General features: G+C 61.3%; 20 protein-coding genes and 1 pseudogene. 15 read left to right on the forward strand and 6 right to left on the reverse strand.

Annotated elements, in window-relative coordinates; genetic code table 11:
• Nucleotides 1–17: 17 nt before the first annotated feature.
• A complete protein-coding gene (locus AC1Q7Q_RS31840) occupies nucleotides 18–1,442 on the reverse strand; it encodes an aminotransferase-like domain-containing protein (protein ID WP_492375074.1) in 1,425 nt (474 codons plus the stop codon).
• On the opposite strand from AC1Q7Q_RS31840, the gene AC1Q7Q_RS31845 reads away from it, so the two are divergent.
• Nucleotides 1,442–1,750, forward strand: a complete 309-nt coding sequence (locus AC1Q7Q_RS31845) for a hypothetical protein (RefSeq protein WP_492375075.1) — start codon at nucleotides 1,442–1,444, stop codon at nucleotides 1,748–1,750. The two genes, AC1Q7Q_RS31840 and AC1Q7Q_RS31845, sit on opposite strands and share 1 nt — an antisense overlap.
• Before the next feature lie 409 nt (nucleotides 1,751–2,159).
• Here the strand turns inward: AC1Q7Q_RS31845 and AC1Q7Q_RS31850 are convergent.
• The 4 genes and pseudogenes from AC1Q7Q_RS31850 to AC1Q7Q_RS31865 all read right to left on the reverse strand — a co-directional run.
• Nucleotides 2,160–2,483 (reverse strand): annotated as a pseudogene (locus AC1Q7Q_RS31850) (DUF2950 family protein); the annotation flags it as partial.
• 240 nt (nucleotides 2,484–2,723) lie between these two features.
• Entirely contained in the window at nucleotides 2,724–3,050 is a 327-nt protein-coding gene (locus AC1Q7Q_RS31855) for an SMR family transporter (protein ID WP_492375083.1), read from the reverse strand.
• 18 nt (nucleotides 3,051–3,068) lie between these two features.
• Nucleotides 3,069–3,461 carry an RT0821/Lpp0805 family surface protein gene (locus AC1Q7Q_RS31860; protein ID WP_150985900.1) on the reverse strand — a complete coding sequence of 131 codons (393 nt, stop codon included), beginning with the start codon at nucleotides 3,459–3,461 and terminating at the stop codon, nucleotides 3,069–3,071.
• A gap of 240 nt (nucleotides 3,462–3,701) precedes the next feature.
• A complete protein-coding gene (locus AC1Q7Q_RS31865; RefSeq protein ID WP_492375084.1) occupies nucleotides 3,702–5,474 on the reverse strand; it encodes a hybrid sensor histidine kinase/response regulator in 1,773 nt (590 codons plus the stop codon).
• A 366-nt stretch (nucleotides 5,475–5,840) separates the two neighbouring features.
• On the opposite strand from AC1Q7Q_RS31865, the gene AC1Q7Q_RS31870 reads away from it, so the two are divergent.
• Together AC1Q7Q_RS31870 and AC1Q7Q_RS31875 are read left to right on the forward strand one after the other, a co-directional pair.
• Nucleotides 5,841–6,047: a hypothetical protein gene (locus tag AC1Q7Q_RS31870; RefSeq protein ID WP_492375076.1), complete on the forward strand. Its 207-nt coding sequence runs from the start codon at nucleotides 5,841–5,843 to the stop codon at nucleotides 6,045–6,047.
• A gap of 208 nt (nucleotides 6,048–6,255) precedes the next feature.
• Complete coding sequence (locus AC1Q7Q_RS31875; protein WP_492375077.1) at nucleotides 6,256–6,381, forward strand: hypothetical protein; 126 nt, start codon at nucleotides 6,256–6,258, stop codon at nucleotides 6,379–6,381.
• 429 nt (nucleotides 6,382–6,810) lie between these two features.
• On the opposite strand, the gene AC1Q7Q_RS31880 is transcribed toward AC1Q7Q_RS31875, so the two are convergent.
• Nucleotides 6,811–7,476 carry a response regulator gene (locus AC1Q7Q_RS31880; protein ID WP_492375078.1) on the reverse strand — a complete coding sequence of 222 codons (666 nt, stop codon included), beginning with the start codon at nucleotides 7,474–7,476 and terminating at the stop codon, nucleotides 6,811–6,813.
• A gap of 435 nt (nucleotides 7,477–7,911) precedes the next feature.
• Here AC1Q7Q_RS31880 and AC1Q7Q_RS31885 point away from each other — a divergent pair, with 435 nt between their 5' ends.
• The 12 genes from AC1Q7Q_RS31885 (at nucleotide 7,912) to AC1Q7Q_RS31940 (ending at nucleotide 23,360) form a co-directional block, all read left to right on the forward strand.
• Entirely contained in the window at nucleotides 7,912–9,066 is a 1,155-nt protein-coding gene (locus AC1Q7Q_RS31885) for an EAL domain-containing response regulator (protein ID WP_492375079.1), read from the forward strand.
• A gap of 645 nt (nucleotides 9,067–9,711) precedes the next feature.
• Nucleotides 9,712–10,368 (forward strand): response regulator, encoded by a 657-nt coding sequence (locus AC1Q7Q_RS31890; RefSeq protein ID WP_492376524.1) that lies wholly within the window; start codon nucleotides 9,712–9,714, stop codon nucleotides 10,366–10,368.
• 234 nt (nucleotides 10,369–10,602) lie between these two features.
• Nucleotides 10,603–11,154: a fimbrial protein gene (locus AC1Q7Q_RS31895; RefSeq protein ID WP_492376523.1), complete on the forward strand. Its 552-nt coding sequence runs from the start codon at nucleotides 10,603–10,605 to the stop codon at nucleotides 11,152–11,154.
• A 146-nt stretch (nucleotides 11,155–11,300) separates the two neighbouring features.
• Entirely contained in the window at nucleotides 11,301–12,047 is a 747-nt protein-coding gene (locus AC1Q7Q_RS31900) for a fimbrial biogenesis chaperone (protein WP_492376522.1), read from the forward strand.
• A 179-nt stretch (nucleotides 12,048–12,226) separates the two neighbouring features.
• Nucleotides 12,227–14,851: a fimbria/pilus outer membrane usher protein gene (locus tag AC1Q7Q_RS31905; protein WP_492376521.1), complete on the forward strand. Its 2,625-nt coding sequence runs from the start codon at nucleotides 12,227–12,229 to the stop codon at nucleotides 14,849–14,851.
• Nucleotides 14,852–15,075: 224 nt separating this feature from the next.
• Nucleotides 15,076–16,179 (forward strand): fimbrial protein, encoded by a 1,104-nt coding sequence (locus AC1Q7Q_RS31910; protein WP_492376520.1) that lies wholly within the window; start codon nucleotides 15,076–15,078, stop codon nucleotides 16,177–16,179.
• A 27-nt stretch (nucleotides 16,180–16,206) separates the two neighbouring features.
• Nucleotides 16,207–17,373 carry a fimbrial protein gene (locus AC1Q7Q_RS31915; protein WP_492376519.1) on the forward strand — a complete coding sequence of 389 codons (1,167 nt, stop codon included), beginning with the start codon at nucleotides 16,207–16,209 and terminating at the stop codon, nucleotides 17,371–17,373.
• 64 nt (nucleotides 17,374–17,437) lie between these two features.
• Nucleotides 17,438–18,529, forward strand: a complete 1,092-nt coding sequence (locus AC1Q7Q_RS31920) for a fimbrial protein (RefSeq protein ID WP_492376518.1) — start codon at nucleotides 17,438–17,440, stop codon at nucleotides 18,527–18,529.
• Between the two features lie 84 nt (nucleotides 18,530–18,613).
• The gene (locus tag AC1Q7Q_RS31925) at nucleotides 18,614–19,648 is read left to right on the forward strand and encodes a fimbrial protein (RefSeq protein ID WP_492376517.1); all 1,035 of its coding nucleotides are present in this window, start codon (nucleotides 18,614–18,616) and stop codon (nucleotides 19,646–19,648) included.
• Nucleotides 19,649–19,735: 87 nt separating this feature from the next.
• A complete protein-coding gene (locus AC1Q7Q_RS31930; RefSeq protein WP_492376516.1) occupies nucleotides 19,736–20,083 on the forward strand; it encodes a hypothetical protein in 348 nt (115 codons plus the stop codon).
• A 255-nt stretch (nucleotides 20,084–20,338) separates the two neighbouring features.
• Nucleotides 20,339–21,313 (forward strand): fimbrial protein, encoded by a 975-nt coding sequence (locus tag AC1Q7Q_RS31935; RefSeq protein ID WP_492376515.1) that lies wholly within the window; start codon nucleotides 20,339–20,341, stop codon nucleotides 21,311–21,313.
• 361 nt (nucleotides 21,314–21,674) lie between these two features.
• The gene (locus tag AC1Q7Q_RS31940; RefSeq protein ID WP_492376514.1) at nucleotides 21,675–23,360 is read left to right on the forward strand and encodes a ShlB/FhaC/HecB family hemolysin secretion/activation protein; all 1,686 of its coding nucleotides are present in this window, start codon (nucleotides 21,675–21,677) and stop codon (nucleotides 23,358–23,360) included.
• Nucleotides 23,361–23,725: the final 365 nt, after the last annotated feature.

Consider the following 23,725-nt stretch of genomic DNA (forward strand, 5'->3'; position numbering starts at 1 on the left):
GCCCCACCCGCCTTCCGTCAGCGGGCACACATCGCGACGAGCTTGCCGACCTCGATCACCGCTTCCTCGATCCGACTCGACCACGGGCTGCTGTAGTTGAGGCGGATAAAATTCCGGTAGCTGCCGGAGTTCGAGAACATATACCCTGGCCCGATCGTGATGCCGCGGTCTAGCGCTAGCTGATAGAGCTGCATGGCGTCGACCTTCGCGGGTAGCTCGATCCAGAGCACGTAGCCGCCGGCCGGGCTGGACATGCGCGTTCCCTCCGGAAAGAAGCGGGAAACCATGGCGCGCATCAGGTTGGCCTGCTGCGCGTAGGCCTTGCGAATCCTCCGCAGATGATGCTCGAAGCCGTCACGCTCGAGATACTCCGCGATGGCAAGCTGCGGAATCGTCGGCGTTGCCAGGGTATTCAGGAACTTGAGCTTCTCGACCTGATCGCGGTAGCGGCCTGGCAGCGCCCAGCCAATGCGATAGGCTGCCGTCAGGCTCTTCGAAAACGACGAGCAATGCAAAACGATGCCCTTGCGGTCATAGGTCTTCAACGTGCTGGGATGCGTGTCGCCGAAGTACAGCTCGTTGTACACGGCATTCTCGATGACCGGAATGTCCGCTCTCGTCAGTAACTCGACGAGTTCCCGCTTGCGCTCATCCGGCATCTGGAAGCCAAGCGGATTCTGGAAGTTGGGCATGACCATGCAGGCTGCGATCGGCTGCGACTTCACGATCCCTGCCAGAGCAGCAATATCGATGCCGTATTCGGGATGCGTCGACACCTCGATCGCCTTCATGCCCATGCGCTCGATCGCGTGCAGCATGGCGTAGAACGTTGGCGACTCGACGGCAATCACGTCCCCTGGCTTTGCCACTGCCTGAAGGCAGATATTGATCGCCTCGGTCGCGCCGACGGTGACGATGATCTCGTTCGGGTCGACCGGCATGCCGTTCTCAAGGTAGCGGCGCGCGATCTGCCGGACCAGGCGCGGATTGCCGGGCGGAAGCGCGTTCGTCACGTTCCAGAGCGTCTTTTCGCGGCCCGACATATAGGCATACCGGTTCAGCTTCTCGAACGGGAACATAACGGGATCCGGGTACGGTGAGCCGAGCGGTACGGCATCGCCGGCGCCGATCGAGCGCAACGTCGAAAGCACCAGCCGGCTGACGTCCACCGAGGCAGACATGGCGATCGGCTTCGAGGCTCGCAATTCTTGCATTTGCCGCTCGTCGCTTCCGCGCTGCAGGTCGACGAAGTAACCGGACTGCGGCCGGCTCACCAGCAGGCCGCGGCTTTCCAGCAGCAGGTAAGCATGAAGTACCGTGGTGATACTGATCCGGTGCTGCTGGCTAGCCTGCCGTACGGAAGGCAATCGTTCGCCATGGCGGTAGACACCCTGCTGGATCAGCCGCTCGATATCATCGGCGAACTTCTCGTAGAGCTTCAATGGACGCTCCTTCCAACCGGGTCACCGCCAAGCGCATCGCGGTGGCGGAAATCTTGATCGTCCGATTGCAACTGCGCGGCCGAACAGCATGTGTCAAATCTGATGGCGCTGATGCCGGGCAGCGCCATGATGTCGATTCGTCCGGGGTGCGACCCAGCGACAAGGTGGGGGCGGACTTCGCTTATCTTCCCTGCTTCGTCTCTCACGACGGTAGCTCCAATGAATGCGCGTCAGCGAGCCTTGGGGACTGGAACTGGCCACGCGTGATTTTGTTGGAAGGAATAGTAGGGGCGAAGCTGTATTCATAAGAAGCACACATGCGTGCGTCGAAATAGAACACAGTTGCAGTCTAGGCGTGAGATATGGAAAGCTGTACTTCACATCGCGATGCGGTGCCTAGATCGCCACGTGACAAGCTATGCGGAAGGAAGTTATTTGGTTTCGCCGCAGCCGGCGAGCACTTTGAGCGCGAAAATCGAGGCAGCGCGTTTAGCGCAGCATGTCTTGATCGGCACTTCTTCTGGCAAGGGCCAGTGTGCCTGTCCGGCGTTGGCGCCAAGGATCGGCAGCGCGTGCAAGAAGAAGCGGATCCGGTGCTGGGTTCAGGGCCAGGTTGTGGTCCGGCGCGGTCCGGCGCGGTCCGGCGTGGTCCGGCGCGGTCCGGCTTAAGCGCTCGCCCGACACGAGGGAGCGGGTCAAGGAGAGCCCGCTTCAGCCCTACTCCACCTTCTCCCAGCCTGCGTCCGGCGCGAACACGCTCATGGCCTTGGCCCGTAAGGTTGTGCCGGCGCCAAGATCGCGCTGGTACAAGGTGCCGCTGCTGTCGAGCGCGAAGGTCTGCGTGCCGGTCTTGCCATACGCCACCGGGCACGCCAGGAACACGTATTTTGCCTCGCTGCCTTTGCCAGGCGTAACGATGCGGTAGTGGTAGCCATGGAATGCTTCGGCGGCGGGCGTATCGGGGCCCATCACCAGCGCATCCGGCCCCAGCGGGCTTTTTTCGGCATCGGAGTCGGCGGGCCAGTGCAACCCGTCGGTCTTGCGCCGGTTGTTGACGTTCTCGTTGTTCTAGAACATCTTGCGGAGATTGCCCCACTTTTCCCGTTGCTTTCCCGCCGCTTTGGTGCCTGCGCCACGCCCATGGATAGTGCAAGCGAGAGAATTCATCTCGTCACAAGGTAATTTGCATGCCCGCTGGCGGGCGCCCACCGGACTGCGTGCCCTGGACCGCCCGGTGCGCTATGTGCTGGAGCTGTCGCACTCGCGCTATTTGCGCAGCCGCTATTCGACCAATGAGAGAACGACTACGGCCACGATCACAAAGGCGATCCCTATCCATCCGAGCGGCTTCAAGCGGTGCCCGAAAAGTAGCCGGCCGCAAACTGCGGTTCCCAGGATGCCGATGGCGCCCCACATTGCATAGGCGACGGCGATATCCATGCTCTTGATGGCCTGGCCCAGTAAGAGGAAAGCTGCCCAAAGGAGCAGGATTGCACCAACTCCCCACCAAGCCTTTCGAAATCCATCGGATTTCTCCAGCATCATATTTGCCACGATATCAATCGCAGCCGAACCGCCAATGAAATGCCAGACGGCGCCATTGCGGATGCCGAGCCAGACAGGTGCTCAACCGTCGCTGAGCTTGCGCGAGCGCCAGCGCCCGTCGCCCTGCTTGCAGAACCAGCCGGTCCAGTTGTCTTCCTGGTCCGCGCGTTTCAACTGAAGCTTCAGTTGGCGGCAGGACTGGCCTTTATCGGTCTTGCCGTTCATCGGCGTCAGATTTCCCTCGATTGGCTTGCGTTTTCCCGACGCCGGGTAGGTCCATGGCACCACCGCACCGTCGGCGCCATCGTCCAGCGTCTTGCTGACCGTCTTGTATAGTGCGGCCGCTTCCTTCTGGCTCATGCTCCCGATCACGGTGCCATGGATGAACGAGTCGAAGTATGCGAGAGCCGGCGCGGCAGGAACAAGCGTGACGGCGCAGAGCAGCGCGCGTCGGAGAAACAGGCGAAGCGACATGAAAGGTATCCTTAAGTGGGTCGCTGAAAGAGCGGGGAACATGACCCGGCAAACGTCTGTCGACTAGGCCGCCAGCTCTTTGCAGAACATGAAAAAGCTGCCTATGGTAGCGCAATAGCCACGCATGATCGAGTTTGTATTCCGAGCGCTAGCCTGCATCCCCGCAAGGGGGATTCTGCCGCGGCTCGTGGCGAGCCGATTTGCCGCGGCCGCATTCGCAAGCCGCCGCGATGACCGCCGTCAGGCCTTCAACTCCCCCAGCGCATCCTCGATTTCCTGCTGGAACGCCGGCCATAGCCCCTGGAAGCTCTCGAGCCCCTCGCTCCTGACCAACTGCTGCAGGCCGTTGCATAGTTCCGCCAGGGTCGCATTTCCCACCAGTGCGAAGCCTCCGCTCAGCGAGTGCAGTGCATTGAGTACGGCGTCGGCGTTGCCCGCCCGCAAGGCATCTGTCATGGCCGCCATGGTCTGCCGCGTGGCGGAGTGCATCGCCTCACAGATCTGCGGGGTAATCGGCAATTCCGGCAATTCCGGCAACTCGGGCAATGTCTTGCCGCTATCGGATTCCTTTGGCGCGCTTCGGCCAGCATGCGAGCGCAGAACGCGCCCCAGCACCGCGAGCGGCAAGGGCTTGACCAGCACCGTGGAAATGGACGATTCCAGACTGCGCTGCGCCTGTTCCGGTGTGCTATGCGCGCTCATCGCTACGACGGGCAAGCCTGGATATTGCTGCCGGATGGCCGATGCCAAGGCATAGCCATCCATCACCGGCATACCGATGTCCGTCAGCACGATGTCGTATTGCCTTTGCGCAAGCGCCTCCAATGCCTTCGCGCCATCCTCGACAATCGTCGCGTCAAAGCCGAGTTGCTCGAGCTGGTCGGCCAGCATGGCACGGGTTGCCGGGTGGTCTTCCGCGACAAGCACCTGGATGGGCCGCTCGCCATCACCGGACTCCACCGCGCTGGCGGCGTCCGATGCCTTGGCTGTCGCCGCTCTCCCGGCCTGTGCGACTTGGGGAGGCGCCTCCGTGCGTTGCAATGGCCACCTGACCGTGAAGGTGCTGCCCTGCCCCGGCGTGGAGCTGACTGAAATATGGCCTTGCGCTGCCTCCACGATGCGCTGGCACAGCGGCAGCCCGAGGCCGGTGCCTCCGTAACGTCGATGGATGGAACTGTCAGCCTGCGTGTAGAGCGCGAACAGGGTTGGCACGACGGCTGGATCTATCCCGATACCGGTATCCGCAATCTCGAACTGCACGACAGATGTCTCGTTGTCCTGCACAAAGGCGGCGCGGACTACCACTTGGCCGGATTCCGTGAACTTGATCGCGTTGCTGACCAGGTTGGCAATCACCTGCCGGATCCGGGTCGGATCGCCAAGAAAGTAGCCGGCGGCACCGGGCGAGATTTCACAAGCCAGCGCCAGGCCCTTGGCCTCCGCAAGCGGCGCGAACGTGTCGCGCACATTCTGCAGCAGCTGGTCGCAACGCAAAGGAATGGATTCGAACGTCAGCTGCCCCGCTTCCACCTTGGACACGTCCAGCACGTCGTTGATGATACGAAGCAGCGAAGCGGACGACGACTCGACGATCTCCAGCCTTCGCCGCTGGCCGGCAGACAATGGCGCGCGCCCCATCAGCTCCAGGCAGCCGATCATCGCATTCAGCGGCGTACGGATCTCGTGGCTCATGATGGCAAGGAACGTGGACTTGGCCTTGTTGGCCTGGTCCGCAGCCTGGCGCGCCTCCCTGAGCTTTTGCTCCGTCTTCTTCTGCGCGCTGATGTCGTGCAACGCGCAAAGCAGCGCCGCCTCCCCGCGATACTTGACATGGGTGAAGTTCACCAGCAGATGCGTCAAGGCTTGCGTGTCCGTCCCAAGGGTCAGCTCCTGGCCGATCAACGGCCGGTTCCTGTTCGGACGGCCCGGACGCGCCTCCGACGCGCGCCGATAGAGCTCCCACATGCGCTGGCTCAGCGGCGGCGCGCCAATCTGCTCGGCATACCGCGCCATCACGTTGTTGCCCACGATCACACGGCCATCGGCCTGCGCAAGCAGGCTAAGGCCCACCGGTGCGGTATGGATCAGCGCGCGGTTGAGCTTCTGGCTCTCCTTCAGGCGCACTGCGCGCTGGTAGCCCGGAATGAGGATCTTGCGGCGGTAGATGACAATGCGGACCCACAACGCCAACCATCCCACCAAGGCAAGGGCGCTGATCGTCAGCAGGCGATACTTCAGGCCGGCCAGGATGGTGTAAGGCGTGTAAGCATAAACGAGGGTCCAGTCCGTCCCTGGCAGGCGCTCACTGATCTTGAAAACGCCGTCCCTGAAGGCCTGTTGCACGCCCGGCCGCGCCGCGGCGGTATGCGTGGCAGCCACATGGTTGATGAAGTCGCTGCGCTCGGCGTCAGGCGTCAACAGCACCTTGCCGTGCCCGTCGAGAATGGCGAACTCGCCCCCATCGACCGGATTCTGCAGGCCATTCAGGAACCGGCCTGGACGCCTGTTGGCAACGACGACGGCGAGCGGCCTCCTATCGCTGTCGAACAGGAACTGTGCGAAGCGGACCACCAGTTCACCCGATAGCGGATCGAATTGCGGCGCCATCCAGATCACGTCCGCCGGCGTGGCTTCGGGATGCTCCTGCGCGGCCTGCGTGAGGCTGACGACGTCTGGCCAAGCCTCCTTGAACAATCGGAGCGCATCGGGCAGGCGGGACACCGGTACCGCGTAGCCGCTTCCCGACCGGAGCAGCGTGGCCAGGAAATCCCCCTGTACTGAAAGGAAATAGGTGTTGGCGGAAAGCTCGGGCGTGCGCGTCAGCACGACACTGGATTTGAGCTGCTTCTCCACCATTGCCAGAAGCGGCAAGAAGCTCGCAGCGGGCCGGGCGTCGCTGACCTCGGTGGTCACGGCATAGACCCGGCGGCCCGAATCCTGAATGATCCGCAACTGGCCATGATTGGAAAGGTACTGTTCACGCAAGGCTGGCGACGGCAGCGCATGGCGGTCCCACACGCCTTCCGCATAGCCCGTGCCCCGCTTCAGGACCGCGCTGGCCCCCGTCATGCTGACCAGGAGCCTGGATTGCTGCGTCAGAAAGCCCGCGCGCGCGGCCGCATTGTAGTCACTGGCCGCCATCCACACGGCCAGCACCGAGCACAGCAGGATGAAAGCCGATAGTGCGGCACCACCGCCGTACAGCAGGGTGAGCTGATACCGCTTCATCAACTCTGGATTGAAGTCGCGGCGGCCGCGGGAAATGCGGTGCCTGACAAGGGGCTTCAGTTTCACGGCGACGTTGACATCATTCTGCTTCTGTTGGATCTATCAGGCGCTCAGCCCGGCGTCACGCTTCCTGTTGGCCGTCTTCCGGCTCCGGCTGCGTCTCGTTGCCGCTGTAGCGGATCAGGTCCGCATCGCGCGTGACCCCGAGCTTTTTCATTGCCGCAACCTTTTGCGCGCTGATGGTCTGCTTGCTACGATGCAGCTGGGCAGCAATCTCGCCCACCTTGTAGCCCGCCCGGAACAATCTCACGATTTCCGCCTCCCGGGCACTCAGCTTGCGCGTGGCGCCCGGGTCCTCCTGGTCTTCGAGCAAGGACGCCACGGTGGGCGACACGTATTGCCCACCGGTATAGGCGGCATGCACGGCGGTGACGATATGCGCCATGGCATCGGACTTGCTCAGTATGCAGGTCACGCCAAGCGTCTGGATGGCGCGCAGCACCGCGGGATCGTCCACCATGGTGATGGTCACGATGCGCACCTCGGGGTACCGCCGCAAGATCATCGAGATGAGTGCTTGTCCGTCGCCGTACTTACCGTCCGGCATGACATAGTCGAGCACCAGCACGTCGCACGGCTGCTTGCCGAGCGCATCGACCAGCTCCGTGGAATTCGAGGCTGTGCCGGTTACCTCAATGCCGCCGGCCCCCTGCAGCGAATGGGCAATCCCAAGCAACGTGACTGGGTGATCGTCCGCCACCATGACACGCAAATGAAAGTCATCCATCAAGCCCACGCTTGTAGAAAATTGCACAAGACCCCATGGTACGAATGGCAAACAGCGCAACGTCGCCACGTACCGTTCTTGGTACACACGGCGCCAGGGGTTTCAACCCCGGCCGAAATGATGCTCTTCGATCACTTTTCCGCCTATAAGTGCGAAGTAGACCATATCCATGGTATACGATCCGTGCCGATGCCCCCTCAATTGCCAGCCGGGCATGGCTGACGCGTCGATTTCTTTCACTCTGACCTGCAGAATCAGACTCGTCCTATTTAGTAATGCCTGCCATCCTTTTATCCTGTCGGTATGAAAGGATCTCTCAGCACCCTCGCACTGCATCAAGCCCAACTCCATGGCACGCCATTGCATGGCTGCGGCGCGCGCACCCACGATAAGCCCGCGGTTCCGGGCAATGCGAGCCGTCATCGCATCCTGGTCGTGGAAGAGACTCCGCTGCATCTCTCCACCACCATGCAGATGTTCGCCTGTCAGGGCGACCATCATGTGGAAGGCTACACCGATGGAGCCAAAGCCTTGCAGCGCCTGGGCGAATGCCCTTTCGACCTGGTTGTCACCGGCCTCAATGTGGCCGGCGTTGACGGCATCCAGATCATCCAGAGCCTGCCTACGTCCGCGTTCGCACCGGCGCTGGTCATCACCAGCACCGCGCCGCGGCCGATACTGGTGGGCGCCCGCAAGGTCGCTGAGTCGCGGGGCATCGCGGTGATGGCAACGTTGCCGAAGCCGCTCACCCAGCAAGGCGTGCATGCGGCGCTTGGCGCGTATGGCGAGAGCGTGAAGCGTGTCCGTCCCGCCCGCCCCGGCAACACCCCGGATTTTCACCGCGACGCCCTGATCGCCGCCATGGAAAACGGCGAAATGCAAGCCTGGTTCCAGCCGAAGTACGCGCTGGTCGATGACCTGGGCCATGCCGCGGAGGCGCTGGTGCGTTGGGAACACCCGGAATTCGGGCTCCTGCTGCCCGGCGCCTTCCTGCCCGCCATCGAGCGCGAGGGGCTTGAGGACCGTTTGCTGCAGGCCATGCTGGCACAGACGCTCGCCGCCCAGCAAGACTGGAAGGCCTGCGGCCACGATATTGCCGTCTCCGTGAACCTCACGACCAGGCTGCTGGATGACCCGGATCTTCCCGATCGGTTGCATGCGCAGGTCAAAGCGGCCAAGGGCGATCCACGGCGCATCTGCTTCGAGTTGACCGAAGACTCCATGGAAACGCAGGAAAGCAACTACTACGCTGGCGCATGCCGCTTGCGCATGCACGGCTTTGGCCTGGCCCAGGATGATTTCAGCAGCGGTTTCAGCTCGTTCTACAGGCTGGTGGCGACGCCCTTCACGGAGCTGAAGCTGGACCGGTCCATGGTCAAGGACGCCATCATGATCGACGCCTTCCGTGCCGCCCTTTCAAGCGTGGTGCAGCTTGGGCGCAAGATGGGCCTGACCGTGGTGGCAGAAGGCGTGGAGACCGAAGCCCAACGGCGGCTTCTCCAGGAGCTTGGCTGCCACAGGGCGCAAGGCTTCCTGATATCGCCCGCCATCCAGCAAGACGCCGTCCCACGCTTCTTCTCCGCAAGCTGATCCGGCGCATGGCGCTGCCGTCGACCGTCAATTACGGTCACCTGTCGTCGTTTTGACCTTTGCCTGGAAACGGATCGTGGTGATTCGTTGTGATTCGTGGCGATCCGTGGCGCGCCCTCTCCTTTAGCGCTGCCGTTTTCCTGGCTGCCGCCATATAGGCAACCGCGCTCCCCGCCCTCCCGCCCTTGCTGACCGCCTCCCGGCTCGCATCGGCCACAACAAGGCCTTGCCTCATGAACCGCCCTGAACGCCTCGCCGCGGGCGCCCTGCCAGCCATCCTGGCGCCTCGCTCAAGCACCAGCCCGTTGGGCACGGCCAAACACAAGCCCGGCAAGACGGCCACCTGCGCGCTGTTATGTAGCGTCCGCAACACTGGCTGCCACCCCGAAACCCGCGCCACAGCGCGCCCTGATGTCGCCGGAGATGCCGGGCCGCAGATGAAAATTTGATGGAATTCCCGCCTGTGACCCTGGGGATGAAAAGTGTCAACAATTGTAAAAATTAGGACTTGTCCTATTAAGCCCTGAAAATTTCGTACATGTCCTATGTATCTGGGACGAAGAATCGTAGAAGATACACATATTGCAACTCCACACGCCACCATCGCTATAGGGGATAACCAGACAATCAGCAAACAAAGGGGCCATGGTTAATATGCGTAGATTAAATATAAACGTGGTGATAGCCGACGACACTCCATTGATACTGGATGGCTTGAAATGCGCACTAAATTCAATTCCGACGATAAATGTCCTGGCGTCATGTGAATCGTCAGCTGAACTCTTCAGCACTTTGTCCGACATCAGTTGTGATGTTGTTGTAACCAACTACTCCATTCGTGGTGGAGAATCCGGCGATGGGCTGTCTTATTTATCCCGCCTCCGCCGGCTTCACCCAAACGTGAAAATTGTTGTACTGACCAGATACAAGCAGCCCGCCATCATCAAGTCTGTTCTGGCCCTTGGCGTCTCCGCCATCGTGGGTCGGCATGATGATGCAACCGAGGTAATCACTGCCATTCATGTCAGCGCTTCAGGCGGGGAATATATTTCTCCACGGGTCCGCCTGGCGCTAGCTTGCTTGCAGTCCAGCATCGATCGGTCACAACCGCTCTCGGCCCGAGAAACCGAGGTAATGCGCCTCTATATATCGGGCTTGACCGTCGGTGAAATCGCAGTCCTTCTCAAGAAGGGCAAGCAGACAATCAGCTGCCAAAAGATGAGCGCCATGCGAAAGCTCGGCATAAAGAGCAATGTTGATCTCATCAAGTATGGCAATGACATTAGTCATAGCCAGCATTGATGAACTGCATTCGCAGCGGCACCCCGCCATCTTCTGGCTGGCTTCCCTGATACCGGGTCGCCCACAGTACCGGCTGTGAGCCACTCAGTACCGAGGTAATCACTCATGAACGAGTGTGCAGCCTCGACCCTTGCATGAATGCAAAGCCGTTCGCTCGCGATATTGCTGAGTGGCCACGCATTTCAAGCAACCTTTGCAACTTACTTTTAACAACCTCCGAGAGGAAACTTGAAAATGAAAACGAAAATTCTGGCAATCACCCTGGCAACGGCTGGCCTGATGACCGCAGCCGGTTCGGCGCAAGCCGCCGACGGCACGATCAACTTCACCGGCAACGTGATCGCCTCCACCTGCAAGATCAACGCCGGCACCAACGACCTGACCGTGGCGCTGCCGCGCGCGAGCACCAGCGCGCTGTCCAAGGCTGGCGCCACTGCGGGCCGTACGCCGTTCGTCCTCGCGCTGACGGGCTGCAGCGTCGCCAAGGATGCACCGACCAAGGTCTCGGTTACCTTCGAACCCGGCACGAGCGTCAACGCCGACACCGGCCGTCTGAAGCTGCAAGGCGCCGACGCCGCGGGCAACGTGGAAATCAGCCTGCTGAACGATCAGTTCAAGCCGATCAAGGTGGGTGCAGCCAGCGCCGACCAGAACTCGCAGATCGTGGACATCGATGCCACCAGCGGTGCCGCGAAGATGACCTACGCCGCCGAATACACGGCAACTGGCGTGGCAACGGCGGGTACCGCGAACTCGTTCGTGCAATACACCCTGATGTATCCCTAAGCGCGAAGACGGATCCCTGATTTCCGGGGATTGATCGTACCAGCTTTGCAAGCCGCCCGGCCTGAACGGGTCGGCGGCTTGCGACAGGAGGTATAACTCAAAGGACAGTCAAGATGAGACACAGCATTCCGAAGTTGTTGAGCGCGATGGCGATCGCGTCGGCATCGATTGTTTCCGCATCGATTGCGACAACGGCCAATGCCACGGTCGTGGTGTCAGGAACCCGCCTGGTCTTTCCCGCCGAAGAGCGCGAGATGACCATCAAGCTCACGAACGATGGCAAGCTCCCTTCGCTGGTTCAGGCCTGGATCGACAAGGGCAACGGCAATGAAAATGAAACGCCGGACAAGATCGACGTGCCGTTCACGCTCATGCCGACCATGTTCCGGGTTGAGCCGGGCAAAGGCCAGACCCTGCGTGTGATCCATACCAACGAGCCGATGGCGACTGACAAGGAAACGCTGTTCTGGCTCAACGTGCTGGACGTTCCCCCGAAGCCGAGCGCCGAGGATGAGCGCAACCTGCTCCAGGTCGCCTTTCGCACACGGATCAAACTGATGTACCGGCCGACCGGCCTGCCCGGCAGAGCCGAGGAAGCCCCCGCCCAGCTCAAATGGCAGCTCACCAGGGGCGCAGGCGAGCACCAGTATGTCCTGAAAACCGTCAACCCGACCCCTTATGTCGTCAGCCTTGGCAGCGTCCAGTTGAAGATGGGTGGGACGACACTCGATGCCGGCATGGGCCATGTGCTGCCCGGCGCGTCGCAGACCTTCCCGGTCAAGGGGCTGGAATCGATGCCCACCGCGCCAGCGACAGTCGAGTTCAACAGCATCGACGATTGGGGCGGCAGCAAGAATACCCAGATGCCCGTCGTCACCGACCTGCGGCAGTAGCCTGGCCGGTCGGCACGTCATCACCCGCCCCACTGCTGGGGGCACAGAAATCTCTCATCAAAGTCAGCGTTGCGCGCCCGTGCGCCACGTACGCATGTCGGGCGGCAAGATCGGACCCTGGATTCGATGTCGTGGTCCGATCCATGATCGCCTGAAGTCTCACTCCCGGAGTGTTTTGTATGCCGCCGATTCAGCGTCCGAATTCCGATATTGGTCACATGCCGCAGCTGCGGCCAATATGCGCATTGCTGCTGACCAGCCTGGCCGGCTGGCAGACCAATGCGCACGCGGACGGCGGAACACCGGAGGCGCCGGAGCCGCTGCATGTCGCGCAGGTCGAGTTCGAGGGCGGCTTTCTCAACAACAGTGCCGGCACCGTTGACCTGTCGAAGTTCCAGCGCGCCAACGTGGTCCAGCCTGGCACGTACAGCGTCGACCTTTATGTCGAGCAGAACTGGGCCGGGCGCGCCAGCGTGCCGTTCAAGGCCGTGCCCGGCACGGCGGATGCCCAGCCCTGCTTCAGCGAAGCGCTGCTGAAGCAGGCCGGTGTCAATCTCGCCAAGCTGCCTCACCATGTGAAGGTCTCGCTCGCCGAGCCCGGTGCCTGCGTTCGTCTCGGGCAAGCCATTGCGGACGCGAGCAGCAGTTTCGATTTCAGCGAACAACGGCTCACGCTCAGCATTCCGCAGGTTTCGCTCGTGCGTAACCCGCGCGGGTACGTGAGCCCGGATCAATGGGATCAGGGCGTCCCCGTCGGGATGCTCGGCTACAACCTCAACGTCTACAGCACCAAGAACCAGGGCAGCAGCACCCAGACACAGGGATATCTCGGCCTGAACACGGGTTTCAACCTGGGGGCCTGGCATTTCCGTCACGACGGGTCGTACAACTGGGATGACAAAGGGCGGCAAAAGTACCAGAACGTTGCAACCTATGTGCAGCGGAGCCTGCCGTCGCTGTCGTCGCAGCTCGTCATCGGCGAATCCTATACTTCGGGCGAGCTGTTCGATTCCACCCAGTTCCGCGGGGTGCGCGTCTACACGGATGACCGGATGCTGCCGGATTCGTTGCGCGGCTACGCGCCGGTGGTGCGTGGCGTGGCCAAGAGCAATGCAAAGGTCACGATTTCGCAGAACGGCGTCAAGCTCTACGAAACCACGGTCGCGCCGGGCGCGTTCGAAATCGACGATCTCTACCCGACCGGGTACGGCGGCGACCTGAACGTTTCCGTCACGGAAGCGGACGGCATCGTGCATTCGTTCTCCGTGCCGTATGCGGCCGTGCCGCTGTCGCTGCGCCCCGGCACCAACCGCTACAGCGTGGTGGCGGGAACGGTGCGCAACCAGCAGAGCTCGAAGAATCCCCTCTTCACCCAGGCCACCTGGCAGCGCGGCTTCACCAACCTGCTGACCGGCTATGGCGGCATCACCGTGGCCGAAGGCTACGTGTCCGTGATGGGCGGCGGCGTGCTGAACACCTCGTTCGGCGCCATGGGCGCCGACATCACGCAGGCACGCACCTTGATCCCGGGCGTGAAGCGGTTCGACGGCTCCAGTGTGCGGGTGAGCTATGCGAAGAACGTGGTGCAGACCGGCACCAACGTTTCGATTGCGGCTTACCGCTATTCGACAGCCGGGTACTTCGGCCTCAATGACGCCATGCTCGCACGCGAGCAGGCCGAACGCGGCAACTCGATCGACACGGTATGGCGGCAGCGCAATCGTGCATCGCTGACGCTCAACCAGCGCCTGGGCGAGCGCGGCGGCAACCTCAGCGCGACCGCCTCCACGGCAACGTACTGGAACCGCAGCGGTTCGGACGTGAATTATTCGGTGGGCTACAGCAATGCCTACAAGAATATTTCCTACAGCGTTTCGGCGACACGCCAGCGCAGCCCGAACGGCGGCATGAGCACGCAGTACTACGTCGGCGTGACGATTCCGCTGGGCCGCAAGACCCCCGTGACGCTGTCGGGCAACATGGTGCACGACAGCAACGGGAAAACCCAGCTGCAATCGTCGCTCTCCGGTTCGGCCGGCCTGGACAACAATTTCTCCTACGGCCTGAACGCCAATCACGCGTCCGGCGACGGCAGCTCGACGACCAATGGCGGCGCCAATGTGATGTATCGCGCGCCCGTCGCCGAGCTCAGCGCCAGTGTCAGCGGCGGCGCGGATTACCAGCAGGCCTCCGTGTCGGCGCGCGGCGCCATGGTCGCGCATAGCGGCGGGATCACGCTGTCGCAGCCGCTGTCGGAGACGTTCGCGATCGTCGAAGCGCCGGAAGCAGCCGGTGCGCGCGTGACCAATGCGTCGGGCGTGCGGGTGGACAGCCGGGGCTACGCCATCGTGCCGTACCTCACGCCGTTCAATATGAACATGATCGAGCTGGATCCGAAGGGCTTGTCGACCGATGTCGAGCTCAAGGAGACCAGCCAGCGCGTGGCGCCGCTGGCGGGATCCGTCCCGCTGCTGAAATTTGCCACGGAGTCCGGGCGCTCCGCCCTGATCCGGTCCCGGCGGCCGGACGGCTCGCCGCTGCCGTTTGGCGCAACCGTGCTCAACGAGCAAGGCAAAGAGGTCGGCTCGGTCGGCCAGATGGGCAAGATCTTCGCGCGCGGCCTGGAGTCGCAGGGCGAGCTGACCGTCAAATGGGGCAAGGACAAATCGGCGGTGTGCCACGTCCCCTACAAGCTGCCGGAGCGGAAGAAGGAGAAGGGGCTGCAGCCGCTGCAGCGCATCGATGCGGCTTGCGCGGACGGAGCAGAAAAGCCGTCCTATGCGGTGAACCGGCCGAATCGCTAAGAAGGCGGTTCGGACGAGCAGGACGCTGCGCGATGTGGGGGGCTACGCGCGCAGCGAGATCATAGGGATCCATCAATCTTCAAAGACATACGATATCGACCCTGATGAGTTGGTGGAATTGGCCTCGCTGGGCCGCATCTGCATTTGATGCAGCGCGAAAAAATTAAATTAGCAATTGAAAAACAAATTGCGAAATACAAACAACATATCATGTTGGAACAGCGATGAAAAATCTTACCAGCTATATCAACAAACATATCAATATTCATATCAATACACCGATCCTGCGTCGGTATTTGATGGCATGCCTTGGCACCCCGACGCTAGCTGCGACATTTCTGCCAAACTCCGCGCACGGCTGTGTTCGAAACGTCTATGAAGGGCTTTCTGTAAATTTACCAGCCAGCCTTAGTGATTCGGCGGACAATATCCTGCCAGGTAATCTCTTTCCATCGACGACGCCTAATTCAGTATGGGTTCTCGATTTAAGATATGGTCCTGAATGCGATGAGAAGTATATCAAAAGCATAACGCTCGAGCCGTATGGGAAAGTGGTTAGCGGGGTGACTTATACGGATGGCGGTCAGACTTATCCCGTCTATGAAACAGAGGTGCCTGGAATTGGCTATGCCTTGGGCTGGAGTTTAGCGCCTAACGGACCATGGAACCCGGCTAAGCCCGGGAAAACGGTGATATTTTCCGGATCTTCGAGTTGGCAGGCTGTTCACCATCGGGTCAGCTTGGTTGCGACAGGACGCCTTGCCACGGGAAGGTACACCATTTCAAAAACGGCGGTGTCAGGAATGACGGCGAGCTTCGGAAATGGCACCAGTGTTACTCGGAACGGATATTTTACGGGTGCAGGAACGCTCAACGTGACGACGCGTGGATGCAAGGTGACATCCGGAGCGACCAATGCTGTCGCGTTGCCCACCCTGGTATTAAACAGCCTGAATTCGGTCGGCGCGGTGTCGAATGCATCGGCATCCCTCTCCATCACGGTGAATTGCGATCCCAATGTGGGGCTGCACGCAACACTCACGGACGCGTCGAATCCGACCAATACCAGCAATACACTGACGTTATCCGGCAATTCCACCGCGACCGGCGTGGGCATTCAAATGTTCCGGCCGGGCGAAACGACAGCGCTGGGGCTCGGCCCGGATTCATCGGCGAAGGGAAACACCAACCAATGGTATGTCGGCAGCACGTCGGCGTCGGGCGGCACCCTCAACGTTCCCATCGTTGCCAAATATGTGAAGACCCTTCCGGTCATCAAGCCTGGCTCGGTCAGCGCGCGCAGCACGATTACGTTTTCGTACCAGTAGTGCGAATCAGATTTTGAAAGAGATGCGATGGTTTTTTTGGCCGCACAGGCGGCCCGCACGGTGAGATGGAAACATGCACCCGATGGCGCATTCCGATGTTCGGATGGTATTGGGGACTTTGGTGGATCCGCCACGCATCTGGTAAAGGGATTTCTTATGCTATTTAAAATGACTTCGCGCGCTCTAATCCTGGGCGTCATGTTTCTGTCTGAATCAGCGTTTGCTGCTTGTTCGATGGATTCAATGGGTTCTGATCAGGCATTGGCACAACTTCCGACCTCGCTCAGCACTGTTAGAGATTCGGTAGCCCCCGGAATTCCGTTTCCGTCATCGGCTGTCGGATGGGGCTCTAACGGTGTTGACGACAGAGACTGCTGGATCGATGAAATCGTCATAACGCCGCTCGGGAAAGTGGTTCCGGGTGTGACGTTTAAGGGCGGCAGGGGCCCCGCTGCTGTATTTGAAACCGGAATTCCCGGCATAGGTTATGCCGTGGAAGGGGGGAATATCAACGAACCTCGTTACCCTATTGGGGCTGGGCCAACGGTGCTTCCGGCCGGGCCCAAAGGCTCTACCGGTTGGGGTTACAACGAGAGGGTGACTCTGGTCGTAACGGGGGCTATCGAAACGGGAACCTATAGTGTCCCGGTTCAAAGAATCCTGACTGTCGCCGCCATGCAGCGTGGAGTTGTCGTGACGAATCGGAGGCCGATAAGTCTGGCCGCATTGAGCATTGCCGTTACGGCAAGAACATGCAAGATCACGTCCGGCGTGACCAACACGGTCGTTATGCCGCAGTTGGTGACGTATAGCCTGAAAGCGGTAGGCGATGTCTCTGCCGCCAAATCGACGCCGTTTTCGTTGGGACTCCAATGCGATGCGAACCTCAGTGTCTATGCAACGTTGACGGATGCGACCAATCCCGCGAATACCGGCAATGTCCTTAGCCTGGCAAAGAATTCGACGGCATCTGGCGTGGGCATTCAAATCATGAAGCAAGGCACGACCAGTCCATTGAATTTTGGGCCGGATTCATCGGTCAAAGGCAATACCAATCAGTGGCTGGTCGGTAAATCCGGGACATCCGCTAGTGTCATCAAGGTGCCCTTCGAAGCGCGCTATATCAAGACGGAAGAGACGATCAAGCCGGGTACCGTGAGTGCGCTCAGCACGATTACGTTCTCGTACCAGTAGCGCCAGCGCGAAAAAATTAAATACGAAATCTTGAAAAGAAAAAACATATCAGGTTGGAACAACAATGAAATCTCTTACCAGTTATGTCAATAAACATATCAATACACCGATCTTGCGTCGGTATTTGATGGCATGCCTTGGCACGCTGACGCTAGGTGCGACATTTCTGCCAAATTCCGCGCACGCCGCCGACTGCGCGAGTGTCCCCTCTTTCGCGCCGAGCAATCCCTCCTATCCAAGTTCCATCAGTACTTCACGAGATGCTGTCGTCCCCGGCAGTCTGCTGCCGAAAAGTGCATCAGGATCCGCACGGAATGGCTGGTTCGACGGTTGTGCCGTCGATACGCTAACGTCGTATCCCTTGGGAACTTTGGTCCCCGGCGTTACGTTCCGAGCCGAAGGGCTCACCTTTCCTGTTTATGAAACGGGAATTCCCGGCATCGGCTACGCAATGGCGGGTTACCGAAGCGTTTGGGGGGAGAAGTCTGACGTAAGGGCCATAGGCCCGGGACCTACGGTACTCCTTCCAGCAGGGGCTACGGATCCCGGCCACCACGTGTACCTGGTTGCGACCGGGTCGCTTGTCACCGGCACCTACAGCGTTCCTACGCAACTGATAGCGCAATTGCGGCCGACGTACCGAGGGAAAGAGATCGAATTCGACGTTCCAATGTACTCACGGCTGGGGCCTCTGAATATTGCGGTGACGGCACGGGCGTGCACCGTGACCTCCGGCGCGAACAATGCTGTCACGATGCCCACCTTGCTGGTGCATAGCCTGAAAACGGTCGGCGCGGTATCGGATGCTTCCGCCTCTTTCTCCATCGCGGTGAAATGCGACGCCGACCTGGGGTTGTACGCGACGGTCACCGATGCCTCGGATCCCACCAATACCAGCAATACGCTGACGTTGGCCGGCAATTCCACCGCATCCGGCGTGGGCATTCAGATGTTTCGGTCGGGCAAGACGACGCCGCTGTTGTTCGGTCCGGATTCGTCGAAGAAGGGAAACACCAACCAATGGCTGGTCGGCAACGCGTCGGCTTCGGGCAGCACCTTCACCATTCCCATGGTTGCCAAGTATGTGAAGACCCTTCCGGTCATCAAGCCTGGTTCGGTCAGCGCGCGCAGCACGATTACGTTCTCGTACCAGTAGCGCCAGCCGATTGCCTCGCACTTCATGCCATGCCCGGCCGCCCTCCCGGCTGGCCGTTAGCAAAACGTCATAAAGAGAATCAAGATGCCACGAAAGCGTCGACTTGTTCAGAAAAGCGCCGTGCGGTTTCGCCGGGCAATACTTGGAGTTGGCTGCACCGCAGCGTTTGCCCTTCCTGTCTCGGAGGCACTGGCGAGCTGCTCGATCATCGCCAGGGGGGTCGGACCCGTCGAGTATCTCGAGGTCAGGCTCCCCGCCTGGTCGCCCTCCTCGTTTGACCCCACGGTTCCAGACGGGACGGTTCTTTTTTCCGAAAAGGGGACGGCAACCGGGCCCAGTGGCGACCTTACCTGCACATCCCTGATTGGCACGGTCAAATACGAGGGAAAAGGGGCTCCAGGGGCCTTTAATACTTATGCCACCGGCATTTCCGGGATCGGTGTGCGCATTGACGGAGGATGGACCGGATGGTGGCCGCAACAGACCAATGTTGCAAAGGAGGCGGGCTACTACGTGGGAGGCGGGGATTTCAAGGTGGAACTGGTCAAGACCGGCCCGATCACGGCGGGCGGGTCACTGTCGGGCGAAATCGGCACGACTACCGCGGTCGATCACGGCTTCGTCGTCCGGCGTGTCTTCATCAACGGTTCGCTCCCCATCAGGCCGCAGGTCCCCGCATGCAGGGTGATGACGCCGTCCATCTCGGTGCCGCTCGGCCAGATTCCGATCCGCGCGTTCAAGGGCGTCGGCACGACCACCGACGCGCAGCCGTTCGAGATTCGGCTGCAGTGCTCAGGGGGGAATCAGGGAACGTCCACGCGGATGTATTTCACGATGACGGACGGCACCAACTGGTCGAACCGAAGCAACCTGCTGTCCCTGTCGCGTGACTCCAAGGCAACGGGCGTCGGCATTCAGGTACTGCGCGGCACCGATAACAGCCTGGTCAGTTATGGCCCCGATTCCTCACAGAGCAACAATCCGAACCAGTGGTTCATCGGGCAGTTCGGCAATGTGCCGGTGACGATCCCGTTCAAGGCGCGCTACATCCAGACCGCCTCTACCGTGACACCCGGCGAGGCAAAAGGCTACGCCACGTTCACGATGAGCTACCAGTAACCGCGCGGCAGGCGGGCACGCTGCCGCGCCCTCCCGATTTTCGATTTCCGGTTCGCAACGACTTCGCAACGACTTAAGGACTTTCAGATGCGCTCTTCGAACTCATGGCAGTTATGGCAGCTTGCCTCGAAGGGCAGCGGATACTGCGCGCTGGCGACCGCGTCCCTGGCAAGCCTGCCGCCGCAGCAGCAGGACATGGCCCGGAAGATCGTGGCCAGGCTCTTGCCACGCGACCGCTACTCCGACATCAAGGCGGCGCTATTGGTCCTGGTCACACTGGAGTTGGGCAACGCGTCGGGCGACAGGGTGCGCGATGGAGGCCGCCCGCAAGCCGCCGGCACCGCCGTGGGGCGAGCGCTGCACTACGTCTACGCGCCCTGGAGCCTGCAATTTGCCTATCGCCAGCTCAATCACACTGGCCCGCTGCCTCGCTGACGGTTGATCGCGCATGGGCCCGGCTGACAGGCGCGGCGGGTCATCGATCGGGAGCATCTCGCCCTCGACACGCTAAGGACGAAGCGTACTCACGCCGGCGGCTCGCGTTTTAGTACTCGTCCGATTTTAAATGGCCTGCAATCCCGATAGCATCCGCGATCAAGCCCGCGCGTCCCGACAACGCCATGCATGATCCGAAAAATGGGGCAACAACGGTTTCCCTCGTTTACGGAAGGGGCAAGGAAAATTTCTACTATGCAACAGTTCCATCAAATCCTACGCGGTCTCGCTGCGCGACTGATCCCGGCAATCGCTCTTGTCGTTGTCGCATCGATTTCGCCGAAAGCACTCGCGCTCACCAATATCACTGCGTTCGGATCCACGCTTAACCTGCCGAACAGCTTGCCAACAGGCACCGTCATCAGTCGCTATACGATTCCGTTGAGTCAACTCTGCCGCGCAGCATCGTCGTGCGAGGTTTCCAGGGTGACCCTTTTTCCGGATGGCGGGTCTGCCACTGCATCCGGACCGCTAGTCACGACCAACGTATCGGGCATCTCGACTCGCCTGCTGGTCAACGGCCAGCCCGTCACCGCATTCTCCAGCAGCGGTAGCAACTTCCTCATCGTCAATTCGCCACTCGAAGTGCAACTGCTGCGCGACAGCCGCCCGTTGTCGGCCGGCAGCCTCGCGGGCATGAGCCTCGACCCGGCCTATTACTATGTGTGCTTGCGCAGCAGCACCAACTGCACTCCGACGAGCGATGGTCTCGCAATCAGGCTGGCGGCCACCGTCAGGCTGGTCAACGGCACCTGCGCGACGCCGGATCAAAGCGTCGCGCTGCCCTCCATGGTCTTGTACAAGTTCAAGGGCGTGGGATCGACCGGCGACCAGTCGGGCACGAAGGGGTTCGACCTTCGCTTCAACAACTGCCCGCCCGGCTTCGCGCGCGTAGGTTACATGCTCACCCCGATTGGAGGCCCGCTGCCCGCCCTCGCCGGCGCGCTGCCGGTCGCCGGCGGATCGACGGCGAAGGGCGTGGCGATCCAGATCACTGGCACGAACGGCACGCCCGCGACCTTCAATCAACGGTTCGCGCTCAGCGCCTATAACAGCTCGACCGGCGGCTCGTACACGATCCCGATGAACGCGCGCTACATTCAAACCGAAGCAACGGTCACGCCCGGCACGATTTCCGGCATGATGTCCGTGCTGGTGGATTACCAGTAAGCGCGCACTGCCCGCGCAGCATGCCGCATGCCGTCGCGGCGACGGGCATGCCGCTATTTGAAGGCGTGATCGAGTCCGTCCGTACTGCCGCGCCAGGTTTTCTAGCAAATTCCGCCGCATTTTCAAACTTGTCCGATTGTCTTCCCTGCCCAAGACACTCAAAATCACACTCAGAATCTTGTGACTTCGCTAGCGACAGCAGCGACGCGCGATGCACGACACGCACGCGCGACACAAGACACCAAACGCAACACACAGCGACTGCCACCCTGGCCCATCAAGCGGCGCAGGCATTGGCGGGCTAGCGTTTTTGCAACAAACCTGCGCCTGTGTTCCAGGCAACGCGCGCAGCATGGGCAACATGAAATCCATCCGTATTATCGGCGGCGCAGTGGCGCTGCTCCTGCTTCGGGCCCCCGCGGCCACCGCACAGTCACTGACACCGCATGCGGCCGCCGAGACCACCGAAACGACACGCCGCCAAGCGCAGCAGGTCGATGAGGCGCTGACGCGCGCCTCGCCCGCGGCGCCGGTGCTGTCGGGCAGCGAAGCGTCCCCGCACGCGACACTCGTCTTTCCCGCCGAGTCGCCGTGCTTCGCTATCTCGCGCCTTGAGTGGAAGAACGCCGAGGCGTTCGCATGGCTGGTGCGTGCCGTGCAGGTGCAGGACGTGTGCATCGGGTCCGAGGGCATCACCCGCCTGCGCGACCATCTGCGCTACCTGCTCATCGAGCGCGGCTACGTCACCACGCAAGTGCTGATCGGCCAGCAAGACTTGCGCGCCGGCAAGCTGGAGATCGAGCTTGTGCCAGGGCGCATCGGCAGCATCACCGAGACCGGCGACGCGCCGGGCCGCCGCCAGATGGCGATGCCGATGGCCGAAGGCGACGTGCTCAATCTGCGCGATCTCGACCAGACACTGGAAAACATCCGCACCGTGGCCGGCGACGCATCGGTACGGATGGTGCTGGAGCCAGGCAAGGAGTTTGGCCAGACCGATCTCGCCATTCACCATGCGCCCGAGGTGCGCCGCTGGCGGGCCATCGTCACCGCCGACAACTCGGGCATCGACGCGACCGGCAAGAACCAGCTTGGCGGCGTCCTGGTGGTGGATTCCCCCCTGGGACTGTACGACCAGCTCATCGCCACCTACAACAACGACGCGCACTTCGGCAACCGTAGCGTCGGATCGCGCGCGATGGGCCTGCAATGGACGGTGCCGTATGGCTATGGCTCCTTCTGGCTGGGTGCGAACCAGTATGACTTCCTGCAGACGATCGCCACCACCGCCGGCAACCTGCCCTACACGGGCCGCACGCGCACGTTCGAGGTGGGTGCCAGCCACGTGGCTTACCGTACCGGCACCATGAAGGGCACGGTGCGCGCCAAGCTGTCGCGGCGCTCGGACGACGTCCGGCTCAGCGATTGGCCGATCGGCGTGCAGACGCGCGACATCACCGGCTACACCCTCAGCTACGCCCACTATCAACGCACGCGCCGCATGACGTTCACCGGCGGGCTCGGCGTGCGCGGGAGCATTCCCGCGTGGTCGGCCAACAGCGGCTATGTGAGCGGCAGAACGCAATGGAACGGCCGCTACAGCATCCTCAGCGCCAACGCGAGCGTCGACGCGCCCTTCTCCGTCGGCAGGCAACGCTTTGGCTATCGCGCCAGCATGAATGCGCAGGCGGCGCCGAATGCGATTCCAGCAACCGAGATGCTTTCGATCGGCAGCCGGTACAGCGTGCGCGGCTTCGATGGCTCGCGCACCTTGGTGGGACAAAGCGGATGGGTGCTGCGCAATGAAGTCGCGGTGGCGATCGGGAACACCGGACAGGAAGCCTATGTGGCGGCCGACGCGGGCGCCGTGGGTGGCAGCGTGACACGCGAACTCGCCGGGCGAACGCTGGTTGGCGCGGCGCTCGGGGTGCGGGGCGAGTACGGCAAGGTTAGCTACGACGTGTCGGTCGGCATGCCGGTGGCCAAGCCGGCCGGGTTCGAGGCCGCGCGGGTAACGGTGGCCGTGCAGCTATCCATGAAGCTTTGACATTGGGTTCGTCGGGGTTCGGGTGTCGTGTGTTGTTAGTCGCGTGTCGTGTGTCGTGTGAGGCGATTCACCGCTGGGCTGAATCCCGCGCCGCCGTAGCTCCCCTCTCCCGCCGTGCGGGAGAGGGGTTGGGGGAGAGGGCGGGCCTGCGCAAGAGCGAGGCGTTTCACTTCGAGCGAGCGCCCGCCCTCTCCCCCGGCCCCTCCCACTTCATGGGAGAGGGGAGCAAACCATCGTTTTTCTTCCGGCAACTCCAGCCCGCATGCAGCACCCACACCAATGCCGGATGAACGGAAATTGCCTTGATCCACAACCTGAAGGAGGAAGCCAACCACAGCCATTACTGAATCTCCAACACCCTGACC

The sequence above is a fragment of the Cupriavidus sp. GW823-FHT07A04 genome, from assembly GCF_058794615.1.

Coding starts and splice junctions, on each gene's coding strand:
- AC1Q7Q_RS31870 (WP_492375076.1), top strand. CDS start 5,841: ATGGTTGATGAAGTCGCTGCGCTCGGCGTCAGGCGTCAACAGCACCTT.
- AC1Q7Q_RS31860 (WP_150985900.1), bottom strand. CDS start 3,461: ATGTCGCTTCGCCTGTTTCTCCGACGCGCGCTGCTCTGCGCCGTCACG.
- AC1Q7Q_RS31930 (WP_492376516.1), top strand. CDS start 19,736: ATGCGCTCTTCGAACTCATGGCAGTTATGGCAGCTTGCCTCGAAGGGC.
- AC1Q7Q_RS31920 (WP_492376518.1), top strand. CDS start 17,438: ATGAAATCTCTTACCAGTTATGTCAATAAACATATCAATACACCGATC.
- AC1Q7Q_RS31910 (WP_492376520.1), top strand. CDS start 15,076: ATGAAAAATCTTACCAGCTATATCAACAAACATATCAATATTCATATC.
- AC1Q7Q_RS31880 (WP_492375078.1), bottom strand. CDS start 7,476: ATGGATGACTTTCATTTGCGTGTCATGGTGGCGGACGATCACCCAGTC.
- AC1Q7Q_RS31900 (WP_492376522.1), top strand. CDS start 11,301: ATGGCGATCGCGTCGGCATCGATTGTTTCCGCATCGATTGCGACAACG.
- AC1Q7Q_RS31905 (WP_492376521.1), top strand. CDS start 12,227: ATGCCGCCGATTCAGCGTCCGAATTCCGATATTGGTCACATGCCGCAG.
- AC1Q7Q_RS31925 (WP_492376517.1), top strand. CDS start 18,614: ATGCCACGAAAGCGTCGACTTGTTCAGAAAAGCGCCGTGCGGTTTCGC.
- AC1Q7Q_RS31935 (WP_492376515.1), top strand. CDS start 20,339: ATGCAACAGTTCCATCAAATCCTACGCGGTCTCGCTGCGCGACTGATC.
- AC1Q7Q_RS31845 (WP_492375075.1), top strand. CDS start 1,442: ATGGACGCTCCTTCCAACCGGGTCACCGCCAAGCGCATCGCGGTGGCG.
- AC1Q7Q_RS31890 (WP_492376524.1), top strand. CDS start 9,712: ATGGTTAATATGCGTAGATTAAATATAAACGTGGTGATAGCCGACGAC.
- AC1Q7Q_RS31940 (WP_492376514.1), top strand. CDS start 21,675: ATGAAATCCATCCGTATTATCGGCGGCGCAGTGGCGCTGCTCCTGCTT.
- AC1Q7Q_RS31895 (WP_492376523.1), top strand. CDS start 10,603: ATGAAAACGAAAATTCTGGCAATCACCCTGGCAACGGCTGGCCTGATG.
- AC1Q7Q_RS31915 (WP_492376519.1), top strand. CDS start 16,207: ATGGTTTTTTTGGCCGCACAGGCGGCCCGCACGGTGAGATGGAAACAT.
- AC1Q7Q_RS31865 (WP_492375084.1), bottom strand. CDS start 5,474: ATGGCGCGGTATGCCGAGCAGATTGGCGCGCCGCCGCTGAGCCAGCGC.